Here is a 17,322-nt window from a genome sequence, read left to right on the forward strand (position 1 = left end):
AACCTGAAAGCGAGTTCCTTTGACAACTTTGTATATCCGCCACCCGGCCAAGGCGTCCCTTGACGCCGCCGCAGTGTGCGCCTTCGTGCTGGCCGGCGACGGCGGTGCGCTGCAGCAGCAGGGCAGTGCCGCCCTGGGCAGCCTGGGCCAGCTGATCGCCGGCGCGCAACGCGTGGTGCTGTTGCTGGCGGCGGCCGACGTCACCTTGCTGCGCCTGAAGACCCCGCCGCTGGCCGGCGCGCGCCTGCGCGCGGCCCTGCCTGGGCTGGTGGAGGAACATATCCTCGGCGACGCGCAGGACTGCGTGCTGGCTGCCGGCGCGCCTGACGCCGCCGGCCTGCGCACGGTGGCCGTGGCGCAGCGCGCCTGGGTCGGCGTGCTGGTGCAGGCCTTGCTGGCGCAGGGCGCGCGCAAGGTGGCCGTGCTGCCATCGCAATTGTGCCTGCCCTTGCCGCCCGGCGGCGTAGCGGCCAGCCTGCACACGGGCAGCCAGGGCATCGAACTGGCCTTGCGCCAGGCGCCGCAGGAAGGCCTGGGCCTGGTGCTGCCGGCGCAGCCGCAACCGGCGCTGGCGACCGCGCGCGCGTTTGCCGGCGACGTGCCGCTGACGCTCTACGTGGCGCAGGATGAACTGGCGCAGTACCGGCAGCTGGCGCAAGACGTGGCCGGCGTGACGGTGGAGCCGGACCATTGGGCGCACTGGATCGCCGCCAGCAAGAGCGCGCCGCTGGATCTGGCGCCGGCCTTGGGGGCGGGCGGCGCGGCCGCGCGCGACTGGGTGCGCTGGCGCTGGCCATTGCGCCTGGCGCTGCTTGCCGTGATCGTCAACCTGCTTGGCATCAATATCGAATGGTCGCGCCTGAAGCGCGAAGCGGCCACTGTGAACACCTCGATGCAGCAAACCTTCAAGGCCGCGTATCCGAACGAGGCGCCGGTGTTTGGCCTGGAAGCGGAGCAGATGCGGCGCAATATCGCCGCCGCCCGTCTGCAGGGTGGCCAGGCCAGCATCGACGACTTCACCAGCATGAGCGCGGCGCTGGGCGAGGCCCTGGGGGGCCTGGCCGGGCGCGGCGTGGTGGCCTCGCTGGAATACCGCGAGCGCAGCCTGATCGTGCGCATCAAGCCCGACATGGTCGACGCCAGCGCGCAGGCGCAGGTCAAACAGGGACTGGCCGCGCGCAAGCTGGCCTTGAACGAGACCGAGCCGGGCGTCTGGAAAATTACGGTCGCCACGGGAGCCGCAGCATGAGCATCGCATTGAACAAGGGCAGGGCGGCACTGGCCGCGCGCCAGCAGGCGCTGCAGGCCTTCTGGGCCGAACGCACGGCGCAGGAGCGCAAGTTGCTTTCCATCGGCGCGGTGGTGGCCGGCGTGGCGCTGGTGTACGCGGTGTGTTTCGAGCCGGCCTGGAATGGCCGCATCGCGCTGCAAAAGAGCCTGCCCGAGCTGCGCCAGAAGGCGGCCGTGCTGCAATCGCTGGCGCGCGAAGCGGGCGAATTGTCGCGCCAGGCGCCGGTGCAGGTGGCGCCCATGAACCGCGAGGGCCTCGACGCCTCGCTCAGGGCGCGCGGCCTGGCGCCGCAATCGCTGTCACTGACCGGTGAATATGCGCGCGTGCAGTTGAACGGCGTGCCGTTTGCCAGCGTCATGCTGTGGCTCGACGGCTTGCGCCGCGAAGGGCGCATCGCGGTGCAGGACGCGAAGATCACGGCGCAAGGCAAGCCCGGCATGGTTGACGCCACCTTGTCGCTGCACCAGAGCCCGGGTGTGACACGATGAAGCGGATGGTGCTCTGGCTGCTGGCGATCGTCGTCAGCGTGTGCCTGACCCTGCTGGTCTTCTTTCCGGCTGCCTGGGTGGCCGGCATTGTCGAAAAGCAGACGGGAGGGCGTTTGACCTTGGGCGACGCGCAAGGTACCCTGTGGCGCGGCTCGGCCTTTATCGGCGGCGCGGCCAGTGCCGGCGGCGCCGTCACGCCGCTGTTGCCCGGCCGCTTCAACTGGCGCATTGCGCCGTCGGTGCTGTGGGGGGCGGTCGACATCGAACTGCAAAACACCGAGGCGCTGTCGCAGCCGGTCAACCTGCGTGGCTCCTGGTCGCATTGGCAGGTCAGCCCGGCGGCGCTGTTGCTGCCGGCCGATGGTCTGGGGGGCCTGGGCGCGCCCCTGAACACGGTGGCGCCGACCGGCAGCATGCGGCTGTCGTGGAGCACCTTGCAGCTGGCCCTGGAACAGCGGCAGTTTTCCGCCGTTGGCCGCACCACCTTGCAGATGACGGACATGGCCTCGCGCCTGTCGTCGCTGCGTCCGCTGGGCAGTTATGAACTCGATTTCGACTGGCAGGGGCAGAACGCGAGCTTGACCCTGCGCTCGATGAAGGGCCCCTTGCTGCTCGACGGCAGCGGCAGTTTGCATCAGGGGCGCATGCAGTTTTCCGGCCAGGCCCAGGCCGCAGCAGGATATGAAGAGACCTTGGCGAGTTTGTTGAATTTGCTGGGACAGCGCCGTAGCAATAGCGAAAAAAACATCATCGCCCTAGAGTTTAGACAATGAAAAAATCATCCGTGAGCCCAATCAAACCTCCCTTCTCGCTGCGCCGCCTTGCCGCCGCCGCCTTGCTGTGCTGTTCGGTGGCCGGCATGCCTGCGCCCGCCTGGTCCGCGCCCGGCGATGAAGCGGCGCTCAACTTCGTCGGCGCCGACATCGAGTCGGTGATCAAGGCGGTGGGCCATTACACCAACATCAATTTCGTGATCGACCCGCGCGTCAAGGGCACCATTACCCTGGTGTCGGAAAAATCGATCAGCAAGACGCAGGCCTTTGCGCTGCTGGCCTCGGCCCTGCGCCTGCAAGGCTATGCGGTGGTGTCGGGCGACGGCTACGCCAAGGTGGTGCCGGAAGCGGACGCCAAGCTGCAGTCGGTGCCGACCCAGGTGGGCAACGGCAGCAGCCAGGTCAAGGGCGACCAGATCGCCACCCAGGTGTTTTACCTGAACTACGAATCGTCGGCCAACCTGCTGGCCGTGCTGCGCCCGTTGATTTCGCCGAACAACACGATCAACGCGAATCCGGGCAACAACTCGCTGGTGATCACCGACTACGCCGACAACCTCAAGCGCATGGCGAAGATCATCGCCGCGCTCGACGTGCCGGCGTCGACCGACATGGACGTGATCCCGGTGCGCTATGCGATCGCCTCGGATCTGGCGGCGATGGTCAACAAGCTGATGGAAGGCGGCAGTGCCGGCGCCGGTACGGCCGCCGAGGCGGGCAAGGTGTCGGTGCTGGCTGACCCGCGCACCAATTCGCTGGTGCTGCGCGCGCCGTCGGCGGCGCGCGCCAACCTGGCCAAGTCGCTGATCTCCAAGCTCGACCAGCCGACCACGCAGCTGGGCAATGTGCACGTGGTGTATCTGAAGAACGCCGATGCCACCAGGCTGGCGCAGACCCTGCGCTCGGTGGTGACCTCGGACGGCTCGGCCGCTACCGCACAGCAGGGCACGAACACCAATAGCAATTCGCTCAATAACAACAGCAACCAGGGCGTCAACAACAGCGGCATGAACAGCTCGGGCCTCGGTGGCGGCACGCAAAGCGGCACCACCGGCGGCGCCTCGCTCAACAACGGTCCGCAGCAGCTGTCCTCGGGCGGCGCGGCCGGCTTCATCCAGGCCGACGCCTCGACCAATACCTTGATCCTCACTTGTAACGAAGCGGTCTACCGCAATCTGCGCGCCGTGATCGACCAGCTCGACGTGCGCCGCGCCCAGGTGTATATCGAGGCGCTGATCGTCGAAGTGACGTCGGCCAAGGCCTCGGAATTCGGCGTGCAGTGGCTGGGCCTGTCCGGCGACAGCACCAGCAACTACCGCGTCGGCGCCTTGCAGTCGTTCGCCGGCGGCACCACCAACAATATTGGCGCGCTGGCCACCGGCAAGGGCGCCGTGCTGCCGACGGGCGGCCTGACGCTGGGCATCTTCAAGCAGATCAACGGCGCGCTGGGCCTGGGCGCGCTGGCCCATGCGCTGGAGTCCGACGGCAACGCCAATATCCTGTCGACGCCGAACCTGATCACCCTGGACAACGAGCTGGCCACCATCAAGGTGGGCCAGAACGTGCCTGTCCTGACCGGGCAGTTCACCAATTCGTCCGGCAACAATAGCAACCCGTTCCAGACCATCGACCGCAAGGAAGTGGGCCTGACGCTGAAGGTGCGCCCGCAGATTTCCGAGGGCGGCACCATCAAGCTGGGCATCTATCACGAGACCTCGAGCGTGGACAAATCGACGGCGTCGGCCCCCAGCGGCATCACCATCAACAACCGCGTGATCGAAAACAACGTGCTGGCCGACGATGGCCAGATCATCGTGCTGGGTGGCCTGATCGAGGACAGCACCGGCGACAATGCGGAAAAAGTGCGCGGCCTCGGTGACATTCCCCTGTTCGGCAATCTGTTCAAATACCAGACGCGCGAGCGCAAGAAAACCAATCTGATGATCTTTCTGCGTCCTGTCATCGTGCGCAACAAGGAGCAGAGCGGCACCCTGGCGTCGGACCGCTACGACTACATGCGCTCGGCCGAATCGGCCGCCGTGCCGGCCACCGGCAACCTGATGCTGAAAGACCTGGGCACGCCGGTGTTGCCGGCCCTGCAGGACGGCCAGCCGGTGGGCGGCAATATGGTGACGCGCCCGGTACCGGCGGCGCCGCTGCCGCCGCCAGGCGCGCCGGCCAACGCCGCCACGCCGCCGACCATGCTGCAGCAGTACCAGCAGCAGAATTTGCAAAACCCCCCGCAACAGTGATCGGCCAGCCATGAGCAATCTACTTCCTTACGCCTACGCGCGCGATTTTGGCCTCTTGGCGCGGCCCGGCGCGCAGGACGGTGGCGCGGTCGAAGTGCTGGTGGCCGTGTCGACGGCGCCGTCGGCGATCGCCGAAGTGTCGCGCCGTTTCGGCCAGATTCAATTGAAGGTGCTGGCGCGCGAAGAACTCGACGCGGCGATTGCCGGCGCGTATGCCGGCGGTGGCGGCAACGCCACCCAGATGGCCGACGAATTCGACGCCGACCTCGATCTGACCAAGCTGTTGCAGGACGTGCCGGCGATCGAGGATTTGCTCGAGTCGTCCGACGACGCGCCGGTGATCCGCATGATCAATGCGCTGCTCACGCAAGCGCTGCGCGAAGGCGCGTCCGACATCCATATCGAGCCGTTCGAGCAGACCTCGGTGGTGCGTTTTCGCATCGACGGCAGCCTGCGCGACGTAGTGCGCCCGAGGAAAGCCATCCACGGCTCGCTCATTTCGCGTATCAAGATCATGGCGCAGCTCGACATCGCCGAAAAACGCCTGCCGCAGGATGGCCGCATCACCCTGCGCGTGGGCGGCAAACCGGTCGACGTGCGCGTCTCGACCCTGCCCACCGGCCACGGCGAACGGGCCGTCCTGCGCCTGCTCGACAAGGAGGCGGGGCGGCTCGATCTGCAGCACCTGGGCATGAGCGCGCCCATGTTGAGCCAGTTCGACGGCCTGATCACCCAGCCGCACGGCATCGTGCTGGTCACCGGGCCGACCGGTTCGGGCAAGACCACCACCCTGTATGCGGCGCTGTCGATGCTCAACGCCACCACCACCAATATCCTGACGGTGGAAGACCCGATCGAATACGACCTGGCGGGCGTGGGCCAGACGCAGGTCAATTCACGCATCGACATGACGTTCGCCAAGGCGCTGCGCGCCATATTGCGCCAGGACCCGGACGTGATCATGATCGGCGAGATCCGCGACCTGGAAACGGCGCAGATTGCGGTGCAGGCCTCGCTGACCGGTCACCTGGTGCTGGCCACCCTGCACACCAACGACGCTTCGGCGGCGGTGACGCGCCTGCTCGACATGGGTATCGAACCGTTTTTGCTGTCGTCGTCGCTCTTGGGCGTGCTGGCGCAGCGGCTGGTGCGCAAGCTCTGCGGCGCCTGCAAGAGCTTCGATGGCCAAAGCGGATATTGGCAGGCGGTCGGCTGCGAGCAGTGCGGCCACACCGGCTACCAGGGCCGCGTCGGCGTCTACGAGCTGCTGCGCACCACCGAACAGATACGCGCGCAGATTCATAACCGCGCTTCGGAAGCCGATGTGCGCGCCGTGGCTTTGCACGACGGCATGAGCGGCATGCGCGAAGACGGCGAACGCTGGCTGCGCGACGGCACCACCACGCAAGCCGAGCTGCTGCGCGTGACCAAAGACTAGGCCCGCCACCATGCCCGCATTCCGTTATGAAGCCGTCGACGCCGTCGGCGCCACCCGCAAGGGCGTGCTCAATGCCGACAGTGCGCGCGCCGCGCGCGCCGAACTGCGCCTGCAAGGCCTGGTGCCGCTGGCCGTCGACCTGATCGCGGCGCAGGTCGATGCGGCCGGCGTCACCCGCCGGCGCGGCTTCGGCGAGCGCCTGTCGAGTACCGAGCTGGCGCTGTTCACGCGCCAGCTGGCCAGCCTGCTCGAAGCGGGGCTGCCGCTGGAACAGGCGTTTTCCGCGCTGCTGGAACAGGCCGAGCGGCCTTACCTGCGCGACCTGATCGCCTCGATCCGCTCCGAGGTGATCGGCGGCGCCGCGTTTTCCGACGTGCTGGCGCGCCATCCGCGCGACTTTGCCGAGATCTACCGCGCGCTGGTGGCCTCGGGCGAACAGATCGGCCATCTGTCGCGCGTGCTGTCGCGCCTGGCCGACTATATCGAGCGGCGCAATGCGCTGGTGCAGAAGGTCAAGCTGGCGTTTACCTACCCGGCCATCGTCACGGTGGTGGCGTTTTCGATCGTGATCTTCCTGCTCACCTACGTGGTGCCGCAGATCGTCTCGGTGTTTGCCAATACCAAGCAGAAGCTGCCGGTGCTGACCGTGATCATGCTGGCGCTGTCGGACTTCGTGCGCCACTATGGCCTGGTGGTGGGCGTTGCGCTGGTCGCTGCCTGGCTGGTCTGGCGCCGCGCCTTGCAGCAGCCGGCCCTGAAACGGCGCTGGCATACCTGGCTGCTGACGGCCCCCCTGTACGGCAAGTTCGAGCGCAGCCTGAACACGGCGCGCTTTGCCAGCACGCTGGCCATTACCACCGGTTCGGGCGTGCCGATCCTGCGCGCGCTCGACACCAGCCGCGACACGCTGACCAATGTGGCGATGCAGGAGCTGGTGCGGGAGGCCAGCGGCGCCGTGCGCGAGGGCGTCAGCCTGGCGCGCGCGCTGTCGGCGCAAAAGCATTTTCCGCCGATGCTGATCCACATGATACGGGCCGGCGAAATCACCGGTGAATTGCCGGCCATGCTGGAGCGCGCCGCCAGCGCCCAGGAGCAGGATCTGGAACGCCGCACCCTGACCATCGCCGGCCTGCTCGAGCCGGCCCTGATCCTGGCAATGGGCGTGGTGGTGCTGCTGATCGTGCTGGCCGTGCTGATGCCGATTATTGAAATCAACCAGCTGGTACGTTAACAGAACACATCTAGGAAATCATGAAGCGTCTGCCGCAATTTACAACTTTGCTCGCCCTGGTGGCGCTGTCCGTGTCGCTGGCCTATTGGGCCATGCAGCTGTTCAAGGCGGAGCAAAGGCCGATCAACCCGCCGCCGGTGCCCATCGTGCAGGACGCCAGCGTGGAGGCCGGCGCCGCGCTGTTCGGCGGCCAGGTCAGCGTGGCCACCGCCAGCAACTACCAGTTGCGCGGCGTGGTGGCCGCCGCCAATGGCCGCGGCAGCGTGGCCATCATCGCCACCGACGGCCAGCCGGCCAAGGCCTACCCGACAGGTAGCGAAGTGGCGCCCGGCGTGACGGTCGGCGAAGTGCAGGCGCGCTACGTGCTGCTGCAGGACGGCGGCGTGCGCAAACGCATCGAACTGGTGGCCGACGACAAGGCGCTGGCGCTGCCGTCGGTGACGCCGCTGCCCGCCGTCATGCCGGCACCGGTGGCCCAGCCCCAGCCTGCGGCGAACTCGCTGGTGCCGCCGCCGCTGCCGATGGAAGGCCAGCGTGCGCCCGTGACGGTGGCGCCGGCCGGGCAGGTCACCACCAATCAAGCGCCGCCGAACTCGCCGACGAATTGAGTTCGCGCGCCCTTACCCCGGGAGTCCCCATGTTGTCACTGCGTGCCGTCCTTGCCGCCTGCGTGGCAGCGCTGTGCTGCCTGCCGTTCGCTGCGGTCCATGCCGCGCCCCAAGCCGAGGCCGCAACTGGCGCAGCCAAACCCGCGCGGCCAAAAGTGGCGCTGGTGCTGTCGGGCGGCGGCGCGCGCGGCTTTGCCCATATCGGCGTGCTGAAAGTGCTGCAGGAGCTGCATGTGCCGGTCGACCTCGTGGTCGGCACCAGCATGGGCGGCGTGGTCGGCGGCGCGTATGCGGCCGGCGCCTCGGTGGCGGACCTGGAAAAAATGGCGCGCGAAACCGATTGGCAGCGGGTGGTGGCCGACCGTCCGCCGCGCGAGGAACTGGCGTTCCGGCGCCGCGAGGAAGACTTGCTGCTGTCTTCGCGCATCGAGTTCGGCGTCAGCCGCGACGGCATTTCGACGCCGCCGGCCGCCGCCAGCAACGCGGCGCTGGAAAGGGCCTTGAACCGTTTGCTGCCGCCTGGCATGCGCGACCGACCTGCCAGCGCCTTGCCGTTGCCGTTCCGCTCGGTGGCCTCGGATCTGGTCAATGGCGAACTGGTGGAGCTGGTCGACACGCCGCTGTTCCTGTCGATGCGCGCCTCGCTGGCCGTGCCCGGCGTGTTTGCCCCGGTGCGGGTGAACAACCGGCTGGTGGTTGACGGCGGCCTGGTGCGCAATTTGCCGGTGGACATGGCGCGCGCCATGGGCGCCGACATCATTATCGCCGTCAACGTCGGCACGCCGCTGGCGCCTGAAAAAGAGCTGGGCAGCGCGATCGGCGTGGCGCAGCAGATGCTGCAGATTCTTACCGAGCAGAATGTGCAGCGCTCGCTCAAGGAACTGCGCCCGGACGATATCCTGGTGGCGCCCGACCTCTCGGGCGTCAGTTTCCTCGATTTTGCCAACTACGCGCGCGCCATGCGCGCCGGCGAGCAGGCGGCGCAGGCATTGGCTGCGCGCCTGGCGCCGCTGGCGCTGCCGCCGGAGCAATACGCGGCGCGCGAGCAGTTGCGCCTGGCCGCGCCGGCCTTGCTCGACGTCGCCCTGCCGCTCACGCGCCTGGCGATCGAGAGCGAAGGCGACATCAATCCGCGCACCCTGCAGGCGCAAGCTGGCCTGGTCGAAGGCCAGCTGGTGAGCCAGGCCGATGTGCAGCAGGCGGCCGCGCGCCTGTATGGCCGCGGCGATATCGCCCGCGTGGAAACCGGGGTGGTCGATGCCGGCGAGCAGCGCACGGTGACCATCAATGCGGTCGAGGCGCCGTGGGCCAGCAACCGCCTGCGGGTGGGGCTGGAGCTGGGCAGCGACTTCAAGGACAGCAATACCTTTGCCCTCAAGCTGCTGCATGTGGCCTCGAACCTGAACAGTTGGGGCGGCGAGTTGCGCAGCATGGCGCAGATCGGCACCACGCGCAACTTCGGGGTGCAGTTCTGGCAGCCGCTGGGCGCCGGCAACCCGTGGTATATCGCGCCCACCTTGCAATACACCTCGTCGTCGGTCGACCTGTTCGACAAGGGCCGGCGTAGCGCCCGCATGGCCTATCGCGGCCATGGCGCCACGCTGGTGCTGGGGCGCCAGTTCGGCTACTGGGGCGACCTGCAGATCGGCGTCACGCACAGCGAGCTCAAGGGCCGCGTGGTGATTCCCGCAGACCCGAACGCGCCGCAAGAGCGCGCGCTGGGCACCAATCAGTTCGTGCAGTTCCGCATCGATACGCTCGACGGCACCGGTTTCCCCACGCGCGGCGCGCTGCTCGACGCCACCTGGATGCACTCGCCGTCGCCGGGCGCGGGGGAGGCGGGCCTGGGCCGCTCGGCCGTGACGGCCTTGAAAGCCTTCGGCCGCGGCAACTGGGCCGGCCACGTGTATGGCGAATGGGCGCGCGCCCAGCGTGGCGAGGCGCCTTTGAGCCTGGGCGGCTTTTTGCGCCTGTCGGGCACGCAGTTTGAATCGGTGACGGGGCGCAGCGTGGCGCTGGCCAGGGTGGTGATGGCGCGCCGCATCGGTGCGCTGCCGGCCACCTTCGGCGGCGCCGTGCGGGCCGGCTTTTCGCTGGAGATGGGCGGCGGCTTCGACCAGAGCGAACGCTGGAAGGCCAGCAAATTCACCCAGGCCGGCAGCGCCTTTGTCTCGGTCGACACGCGCTTCGGGCCGGTGTATGTGGCCGGCGGCGCGACCAGGGGCGGCGACAGCACGCTTTACTTGTTCCTCGGGCCGGCCTGGTGAAGTGGCGTATTGCCTGGCGCCGCCTTGGGGCGGCGCAAGGCCGTAAACGCGGCAAACTCCCATGAGCGAAAGCCGAGCAGCAAGGTAAAACCATCGCGCTCTTCGGCAGCGCGCCGCCGGTCGTTCTGGTGCAGCCGCGCCAGTTCCTCGGCCAGCTGGCGGATCTTTTGCACCATCTCCTGGGCGCTGGGCAGGCTCAGCCGGGCCGGGATGCACATCAGTGTTTCGCCGGCGCCGTCGAAATGGCCGCCGAAATAATCGGCCACCACGTGCTCGCGAAAATACTGCTGCACCGGGCCGTCGGCCAGCCAGTGAAAGGCGTTCGACACGCGCAGGCTGTAGCGGTTCAGCGGTTTGAGTTCGATCAGGCCCAGGCGGTCCAGTTCGGCCAGGTAGACGATGCATTCGGCCTGCGTCAGCGCATACGTTTCCACCACCTGTTCCAGATTCCAGTGCCCGAGGCAGCAGATTGCCACCAGCAGCAGGCGCGGCTGTGTCACCAGGGACTTTTCCTGCACCAGGGTGAGCGTATCGGCATGCGGCGTGATGTCGGCCGCGCCGCGCAGCACGTCTTCCATGGCGATGCCGGCCGCCTTGCAGATCAGGGCCAGGCGCGACAGCGACATGTCGTGCTGGCCGAACATGCGCTTGACGCTCGATTCGCTCATGCCGATGCGTTCGGCCAGCACCTTGTAGGTCATGCCGACGGCGCGCAGCTCGGTGCGCAGCACGCGCAGCACCAGTTCGGGTGAGCTCATGATTTATCCTTTGTGCAAGTTTGGTCGCGTATGGCGATACCGAATGTAGCTGTTTATGCCACTTTGCACAAGGTTATGGTACTTCGGGGAAAAAGCGCCGACACTGTCATTGTGCGTGCCGAACCAGGCGCGTGGCACCGAACAGCCTGGCGGCATCCGATGGCCTGATCGGGGACGCCCCACCGGGGGCGTCCTCAGGCGGCCTGGCTTGTTGCTTACAGCACGTAGCGCGACAGGTCTTCGTTGACCGACAGCGCTTCGAGGCGCTCGTTCACATAGGCGGCGTCGATCACCAGCAGGTTTTCGCCGGTGCCGCTGCCTTCGCTGGCCGTAAACGACACTTCTTCGAGCAGCTTTTCCATCACCGTATGCAGGCGGCGCGCGCCGATGTTTTCCGTGCGCTCGTTAACCGAATAGGCGATTTCGGCCAGGCGCGTGATGCCTTCGGGCGCGAACTGCAATGTCAGGTTTTCGGTCGCCAGCAACGCTTCGTACTGCATCGTCAGGCAGGCGTCGGTGCTGGTCAAAATGCGTTCGAAGTCCGAGATCGACAGCGATTCGAGTTCGACCCGGATCGGGAAGCGGCCCTGCAGTTCCGGGATCAGGTCCGACGGTTTCGACAGATGAAACGCGCCCGAGGCGATGAACAGGATATGGTCGGTGCGTATCATGCCGTACTTGGTATTGACGGTGGTGCCTTCGACCAGCGGCAGCAGGTCGCGCTGCACGCCGGCGCGCGAGATATCGGCGCCGCCGGACTCCGAGCGCGAGGCGATCTTGTCGATCTCATCGAGAAACACGATGCCGTTCTGCTCGACGTTCTGGATCGCCTTCTGCTTCAGTTCATCCTCGTTGACCAGCTTGGCCGCTTCTTCCTCGACCAGCAATTTGAGCGCTTCCTTGATCTTGACCTTGCGCGCCTTCTTGCGCGTGCCGCCGACGCCGGAAAACATGGACTTGATCTGTTCGGTCATCTCTTCCATGCCAGGCGGCGCCATGAATTCCATCTGCGGACCGGCCTCGGCCAGGTCGATCTCGATTTCCTTGTCGTCCAGCTCGCCCTGGCGCAGGCGCTTGCGGAAGGTCTGGCGCGTGCTGTCGCCGCTGCCCGAATCGACCGCCGCCGCCGTGTTCGGCGTAAAGCCGAAGTCGCGCGCCGGCGGCACCAGGATATCGATCACGCGGTCTTCGGCCGCATCTTCGGCGCGCGCACGCACTTTTTTCATTTCCAGCGAACGGGTCTGCTTGATGCCGATGTCGATCAGGTCGCGGATGATGGTGTCGACGTCGCGGCCCACATAGCCGACTTCGGTAAATTTGGTCGCCTCGATCTTGATGAAGGGCGCCTCGGCCAGCTTGGCCAGGCGGCGCGCGATCTCGGTCTTGCCAACGCCGGTGGGGCCGATCATCAGGATGTTCTTCGGCGTGATTTCATGGCGCAGCGGCTCGGCCACCTGCTGGCGGCGCCAGCGGTTGCGCAAGGCGATGGCGACGGCGCGCTTGGCCTTGGCCTGGCCCACCACGTGTTTGTCGAGTTCGGTGACGATTTCCGACGGGGTCATGTTCATGATCATAGTTGGCTTTCTTTCTTTGCTCAGGCGCGCTTAGTCTAAAGTTTCGATAATGTGCGACATGTTGGTATAGATGCACAGCTCGGCGGCGATGGTCAGCGATTTCCTGACTACTTCAGCCGGCGACAGGTCGGTGTTTTCCTGCAGCGCCTTGGCGGCCGACTGGGCGTAGGTGCCGCCCGAGCCGATGGCGCCGATGCCGTCTTCCGGTTCCAGCACGTCGCCATTGCCGGTGATGACCAGGGTCGATTCGCTGTCGGCCACCAGCAGCATCGCCTCCAGGCGGCGCAGCACGCGGTCGGTGCGCCAGTCCTTGGCCAGCTCCACCGACGCGCGCAGCAGGTTGCCCTGGTGTTTTTCCAGCTTGCCTTCGAAGCGGTCGAGCAGGGTGAAGGCGTCGGCGGTGCCGCCGGCAAAGCCGACCAGGACCTTGCCCTGGTACAGCTTGCGCACCTTGCGGGCCGTGCCCTTCATGACGATATTGCCCAGGGTGACCTGGCCGTCGCCGCCGAGGGCCACTTGTTTGCCGCGCCGTACGCAGAGGATGGTGGTGCCGTGAAATTGTTCCATAGTGCCCTCAAAGTGTCGTGCCGAGTCGGCGATTGCGCCGTGATGGCTTGGAGGTGGGGACGGTACAGGCAATTGCAAGCGATACGGAAAACGCCCGCCTGCGGACGAAAAAAAAGCATGTGGCCGCAGCGACATGCTTTTTATGGCATCGGGACCCTCGAAAATCAGTCGCCGTACAGTTTCTGTTTCAGTTCGCGCCGTTGCTGCGCTTCCAGCGACAGGGTGGCGGTCGGACGCGCGATCAGGCGCGGAATGCCGATCGGCTCGCCCGTCTCTTCGCACCAGCCATAGTCGCCGGCGTCGATGCTGGCGATCGATTGCTGTACTTTTTTCAGCAGTTTGCGTTCGCGGTCGCGCGTGCGCAGTTCCAGCGCATGCTCTTCCTCGATGGTGGCGCGGTCGGCCGGATCGGGTACGAGCACGGTTTCGCGCAGGTGTTCGGTGGTTTCGCCGGCGTTTTTCAGCAGCTCTTTTTCCAGCTGTTGCAAGCGCGCCTTGAAGAATGCCAGTTGTGCCGGGTTCATGTAGTCATCCTCGCTCATGGCGCGAATCGCTTCTTCGCTGATGACGGGGATGTCCTGATTGGCGGCCGGGGTCGATTTATTAGTTTTGGTCATGACTTCGCTTACCTTCGATACGACAGAGTTTTCAAATTGATCAGTTGACGCGGCGATGCCGAGCAACTGTACAGGTTCCGCTGGGCATTGCTGTCCGGATATACTGCTTGCGACCTTGGCTTGCCGGCACAGGCCCGGACTGCCGTCCGTTCGCGATGCCATGTTGATAATTTTTTACCGCTTTATGCCAGTCTCGCTCTCAGCGCGTTGACGGGCGTATTGGGTGGATCGCTTGCATGCCTGGCTGCGGCCATCGGCAGTTTGCCAGCCTTTCATGACAGGCTCACGACAGGGGCCGTTTTCGTCGCTGATTTTGGCACGCTTTGCCGTATATTGCCATCCCGATTTGTTGCTTGAGCGATCATCTGTCGCCTCATCGGGACTTATTCTGGCAAGTTTGCCTGCGGACGGCGGGAAAGCATGCTTGACTTTCCCTTTCCTGTTTGCAATGGGTAAATCACAAAACCCGGCTAGTGTATACCAAACACTGTTCGAGTCCGCGAATAAAAATGTCTTTCGGTAGATTTTTACCAATAAACACCATTTTGCTGCCGCGCACCTCATCCTCGCCCCATTTGGCGCCCAGGTCGCTGCCCATCAGTTGGTGCACGCCCTGGAATACCACCTTGCGCTCGGCGCCCTGCATCAGCAATACCCCCTTGTAGCGCAACATGCGCGGACCATAGACCTGTACCAGGCCACCGAGAAACTCGTCGAGCTTGGCGCTGTCGAAGGGCTGCGTGCTTTTGAATACAAAGGCGGCGATATCGTCGCTATGGTGGGCGTGATGGTGGTCGGCATGGCCGCAGTCGGTGGCGCAGGCGTCGCTGTGCTCGTGCGCATCACCATGCTCGTGTGCATGCTCGTGTGCATGGTCGTGCTGATGGTCGTGGTCATGCACGTGCGCGCTCTCGGTGGCCAGGAAATCCGGGTCCAGTTCCAGCTTTTCGTTCAGGTTGAAGCCGCGGATGTCGAGCACTTCGGCAAGCGGTGCACGGCCGAAATCGACTTTACCGATCGGCGCGCGCGGATTGATGCGTTTCAGGCGGCGGCTCAGGGTGTCCAGCTCGTCTTCACTGACCAGGTCGGTCTTCGACAGCAACAGCTTGTCGGCAAAACCCACCTGGCGCTGGGCTTCCTCGTAGTCGTCGAGTTGCTGCATGGCATGGCGCGCATCGACCACGGTGATGATGGCGTCGAGCATGTAGTGGCTGCCCACTTCTTCGTCGACAAAAAAGGTTTGCGCCACCGGGCCCGGATTGGCCAGGCCCGTCGTTTCGATGACGACGCGGTCGAACGACAAGGTGCCGGCATCGCGCTTTTGCGCCAGCGCCGTCAGCGCCACGATCAGGTCGCCGCGCACGGTGCAGCAGATGCAGCCGTTGTTCATTTCAATGATCTGTTCGCGACTGTCCTGCACCAGGATTTCATTGTCGATGTTTTCCTGGCCAAATTCATTTTCGATCACGGCGATGCGCATGCCGTGGTCTTCCTGCAAGATGCGATTCAACAAAGTGGTTTTGCCGGCGCCCAAGAAGCCGGTGAGGATGGTAGCGGGGATCATTGCCATGTAGAGTACCTGTGCGGTGAGTCGGTGTTGCCGCCAGCAGCGGGCGTATCCGGGCGATTATGCCGGAATTTTACAAATGCTTGCAAATGCGCCGGAATCGGCTTGATATGGATCACACCAGCAAACTGGCGGCGCCCTTATTTGACCTTGGCGCGCGGATGCGTTTTGTCGTAGACCGCTGACAGATGCTGGAAGTCGAGCGCCGTGTATACCTGGGTCGAGGTGATGCTGGAGTGTCCCAGCATTTCCTGCACCGCGCGCAGGTCGCCCGACGATTGCAGCACATGCGAGGCAAACGAGTGGCGCAGCATGTGCGGATGCACATTGGCGGGAATGCCGGTGGCCAGCGCATGGGCTTTCAGGCGCAGCTGCAGCACGCGCGGCGAGATGCGCGTGCCGCGGCGGCTCAGAAACAGCGCCGCGCTGCCATCTTGCGGCGGCGGGCGCACGGCCAGCCAGGCCGACAGGGCGACCAGCGCCGCCTTGCCAACCGGCACCCTGCGCATCTTGTTGCCCTTGCCGGTGACCACCACGTCGAAGCTGGCCATGTCGATCCAGCCCAGCGAGGCGCGCTGGGCGCCGTCGGCCTGGTGATAATGGGTGTCCAGGCTGGTCAGTTCGGACACGCGCAAGCCGCTCGAATACAGCAGTTCGAACATGGCGCGGCTGCACAGTTCGTCAAGCTCCGTCTTGCCTTCCTGGTGCGGCGCCGGCGCCACCAGGCGCACGCAATCATCGACCGACAGCGCTTTCGGCAAGGTTTTCGCGCGTTTCGGCGCGCGGATGCCGTCGACGGGGTTGGCGGCCAGCGCCGTCTCGCCGGCCAGCCAGTCGAAAAAGCCGCGCCAGGCCGACAGCTTGCGGGCGATCGAGCGTGGCGCCAGGCCGCCCGCGTGCAGTTTCGACGTGTAGCGGCGCACCTCATTGTGCGCCAGCGCATGCCAGGCGATATCGCCGCTCAGGACCAGCAATTCATGCAGGTCGCGCCCGTAGGCGGCCACGCTGTGCGGCGACAGCTTGCGCTGCGTTGCCAGTTGCGCCAGCCAGGCGGCTATCGACTCGGCCTTGGCGCGCGCCACGCTCATGGTGGTTTACGCCGCCGCGCGCAAGGCGGCCAGTGCCGCGCTGGCGGTGGCGCCGATATGCACCAGGAAGTCCAGGCCCATGCCGGAGGTGAAGCGTTCGCTGTCGGGCGAACCGAGCACCAGCAAGCCGAAGGTGCTGCTGGTGCCGGGCGCACGCAAGGCGATCATCACGGTCGACGCGATCTGCTCCGATTGCAGCCAGTGCACGGCTTCGAAATCGCGGTTGCTGCCGCAATACGGGGTTTGCAGGCTGTTGGCGAACATGCGCACATCGGCCGTCACGTCCTGGGCATACCAGGCGTCCGCAAATTCGGGCGCCAGCTGCCACAGCCGCAGGCTGGCATGGGGCACGTCGAAATGGCTTTGCAGGGCCTCGACCAGCACGCGCGGCATGGCGCCGTCGTCGCGTACCTGCAGCATGGCCTGGTTCCAGCCATGGAACTTGTTGGCGATGGCGCCGTTTTCCTGGGCCACGCGGCCAAGGTTGGACATGCGCAGCTCGAGCGCCTTGTACTTGTCGCGCATCACTTCCATCTGCCGCTCCTGCAGCGAGATGGTGCGTCCCGTGATCGGGCTGCTCAGCTTGACTTCACCGAGCAGGCTGGTATGTTCTTCGAAAAAGTGCGGATGCTCGCTCAGATATTGGGCGACGGTGCTTGAGTCGAGTGGGACGGTCATTGATGGATGCAATCAGTGTAAAGAAAAACGCCTGATTTTAACCGACAGCGCGCCGTAATACGATTGAACCGTGTGCGGCCATGAAAAAAGCGGCATGGTTGCCCATGCCGCTTCGTCTTCCATGT

15 protein-coding genes are annotated in these 17,322 nt (G+C 65.5%); 8 read left to right on the plus strand and 7 right to left on the minus strand.

Annotation, left to right across the window (positions count from 1 at the left end; all coding sequences use genetic code 11):
• Window positions 1-19: 19 nt before the first annotated feature.
• The 8 genes from gspL to CD932_RS12180 are packed head-to-tail and all read left to right on the plus strand — an operon-like array spanning window position 20 to window position 10,348.
• Window positions 20-1,249: a type II secretion system protein GspL gene (gene gspL / locus CD932_RS12145; RefSeq protein WP_176460937.1), complete on the plus strand. Its 1,230-nt coding sequence runs from the start codon at window positions 20-22 to the stop codon at window positions 1,247-1,249.
• A complete protein-coding gene (gene gspM / locus CD932_RS12150) occupies window positions 1,246-1,779 on the plus strand; it encodes a type II secretion system protein GspM (RefSeq protein ID WP_094442875.1) in 534 nt (177 codons plus the stop codon). Before gspL ends, gspM begins: the two co-directional genes overlap by 4 nt.
• Window positions 1,776-2,552: a type II secretion system protein N gene (locus CD932_RS12155; RefSeq protein WP_094442876.1), complete on the plus strand. Its 777-nt coding sequence runs from the start codon at window positions 1,776-1,778 to the stop codon at window positions 2,550-2,552. Before gspM ends, CD932_RS12155 begins: the two co-directional genes overlap by 4 nt.
• The gene (gene gspD, locus CD932_RS12160; protein ID WP_094442877.1) at window positions 2,549-4,804 is read left to right on the plus strand and encodes a type II secretion system secretin GspD; all 2,256 of its coding nucleotides are present in this window, start codon (window positions 2,549-2,551) and stop codon (window positions 4,802-4,804) included. The genes CD932_RS12155 and gspD overlap by 4 nt, the downstream gene beginning before the upstream one ends.
• 10 nt (window positions 4,805-4,814) lie before the next feature.
• Window positions 4,815-6,242 carry a type II secretion system ATPase GspE gene (gene gspE, locus CD932_RS12165; protein ID WP_094442878.1) on the plus strand — a complete coding sequence of 476 codons (1,428 nt, stop codon included), beginning with the start codon at window positions 4,815-4,817 and terminating at the stop codon, window positions 6,240-6,242.
• Between the two features lie 10 nt (window positions 6,243-6,252).
• Window positions 6,253-7,473, plus strand: a complete 1,221-nt coding sequence (gene gspF / locus CD932_RS12170; protein WP_094442879.1) for a type II secretion system inner membrane protein GspF — start codon at window positions 6,253-6,255, stop codon at window positions 7,471-7,473.
• Window positions 7,474-7,493: 20 nt separating this feature from the next.
• On the plus strand, window positions 7,494-8,081 hold the full coding sequence (locus CD932_RS12175; RefSeq protein WP_254926563.1) for a type II secretion system protein N: 588 nt from the start codon (window positions 7,494-7,496) through the stop codon (window positions 8,079-8,081).
• Window positions 8,082-8,110: 29 nt separating this feature from the next.
• Entirely contained in the window at window positions 8,111-10,348 is a 2,238-nt protein-coding gene (locus CD932_RS12180) for a patatin-like phospholipase family protein (protein ID WP_094442880.1), read from the plus strand.
• Here the strand turns inward: CD932_RS12180 and CD932_RS12185 are convergent.
• From CD932_RS12185 to CD932_RS12215, 7 genes are all read right to left on the minus strand, one after another.
• Complete coding sequence (locus tag CD932_RS12185) at window positions 10,321-11,106, minus strand: helix-turn-helix transcriptional regulator (RefSeq protein ID WP_094442881.1); 786 nt, start codon at window positions 11,104-11,106, stop codon at window positions 10,321-10,323. The two genes, CD932_RS12180 and CD932_RS12185, sit on opposite strands and share 28 nt — an antisense overlap.
• A gap of 215 nt (window positions 11,107-11,321) precedes the next feature.
• Complete coding sequence (gene hslU / locus CD932_RS12190) at window positions 11,322-12,674, minus strand: ATP-dependent protease ATPase subunit HslU (RefSeq protein WP_094443606.1); 1,353 nt, start codon at window positions 12,672-12,674, stop codon at window positions 11,322-11,324.
• 36 nt (window positions 12,675-12,710) lie between these two features.
• Window positions 12,711-13,247, minus strand: coding sequence for an ATP-dependent protease subunit HslV (gene hslV, locus CD932_RS12195; RefSeq protein WP_076565072.1), 537 nt, complete (start codon window positions 13,245-13,247; stop codon window positions 12,711-12,713).
• A gap of 164 nt (window positions 13,248-13,411) precedes the next feature.
• The gene (gene dksA, locus CD932_RS12200; protein WP_065310217.1) at window positions 13,412-13,864 is read right to left on the minus strand and encodes an RNA polymerase-binding protein DksA; all 453 of its coding nucleotides are present in this window, start codon (window positions 13,862-13,864) and stop codon (window positions 13,412-13,414) included.
• A 457-nt stretch (window positions 13,865-14,321) separates the two neighbouring features.
• Complete coding sequence (locus CD932_RS12205; protein WP_094442882.1) at window positions 14,322-15,434, minus strand: GTP-binding protein; 1,113 nt, start codon at window positions 15,432-15,434, stop codon at window positions 14,322-14,324.
• Between the two features lie 137 nt (window positions 15,435-15,571).
• Complete coding sequence (locus tag CD932_RS12210; protein ID WP_094442883.1) at window positions 15,572-16,519, minus strand: tyrosine recombinase XerC; 948 nt, start codon at window positions 16,517-16,519, stop codon at window positions 15,572-15,574.
• Window positions 16,520-16,525: 6 nt separating this feature from the next.
• Entirely contained in the window at window positions 16,526-17,197 is a 672-nt protein-coding gene (locus tag CD932_RS12215) for a DUF484 family protein (protein ID WP_094442884.1), read from the minus strand.
• Window positions 17,198-17,322: the final 125 nt, after the last annotated feature.

Origin of the sequence: Janthinobacterium sp. PC23-8, from assembly GCF_002250505.1 — a bacterium.
GTDB lineage: Bacteria > Pseudomonadota > Gammaproteobacteria > Burkholderiales > Burkholderiaceae_D > Janthinobacterium.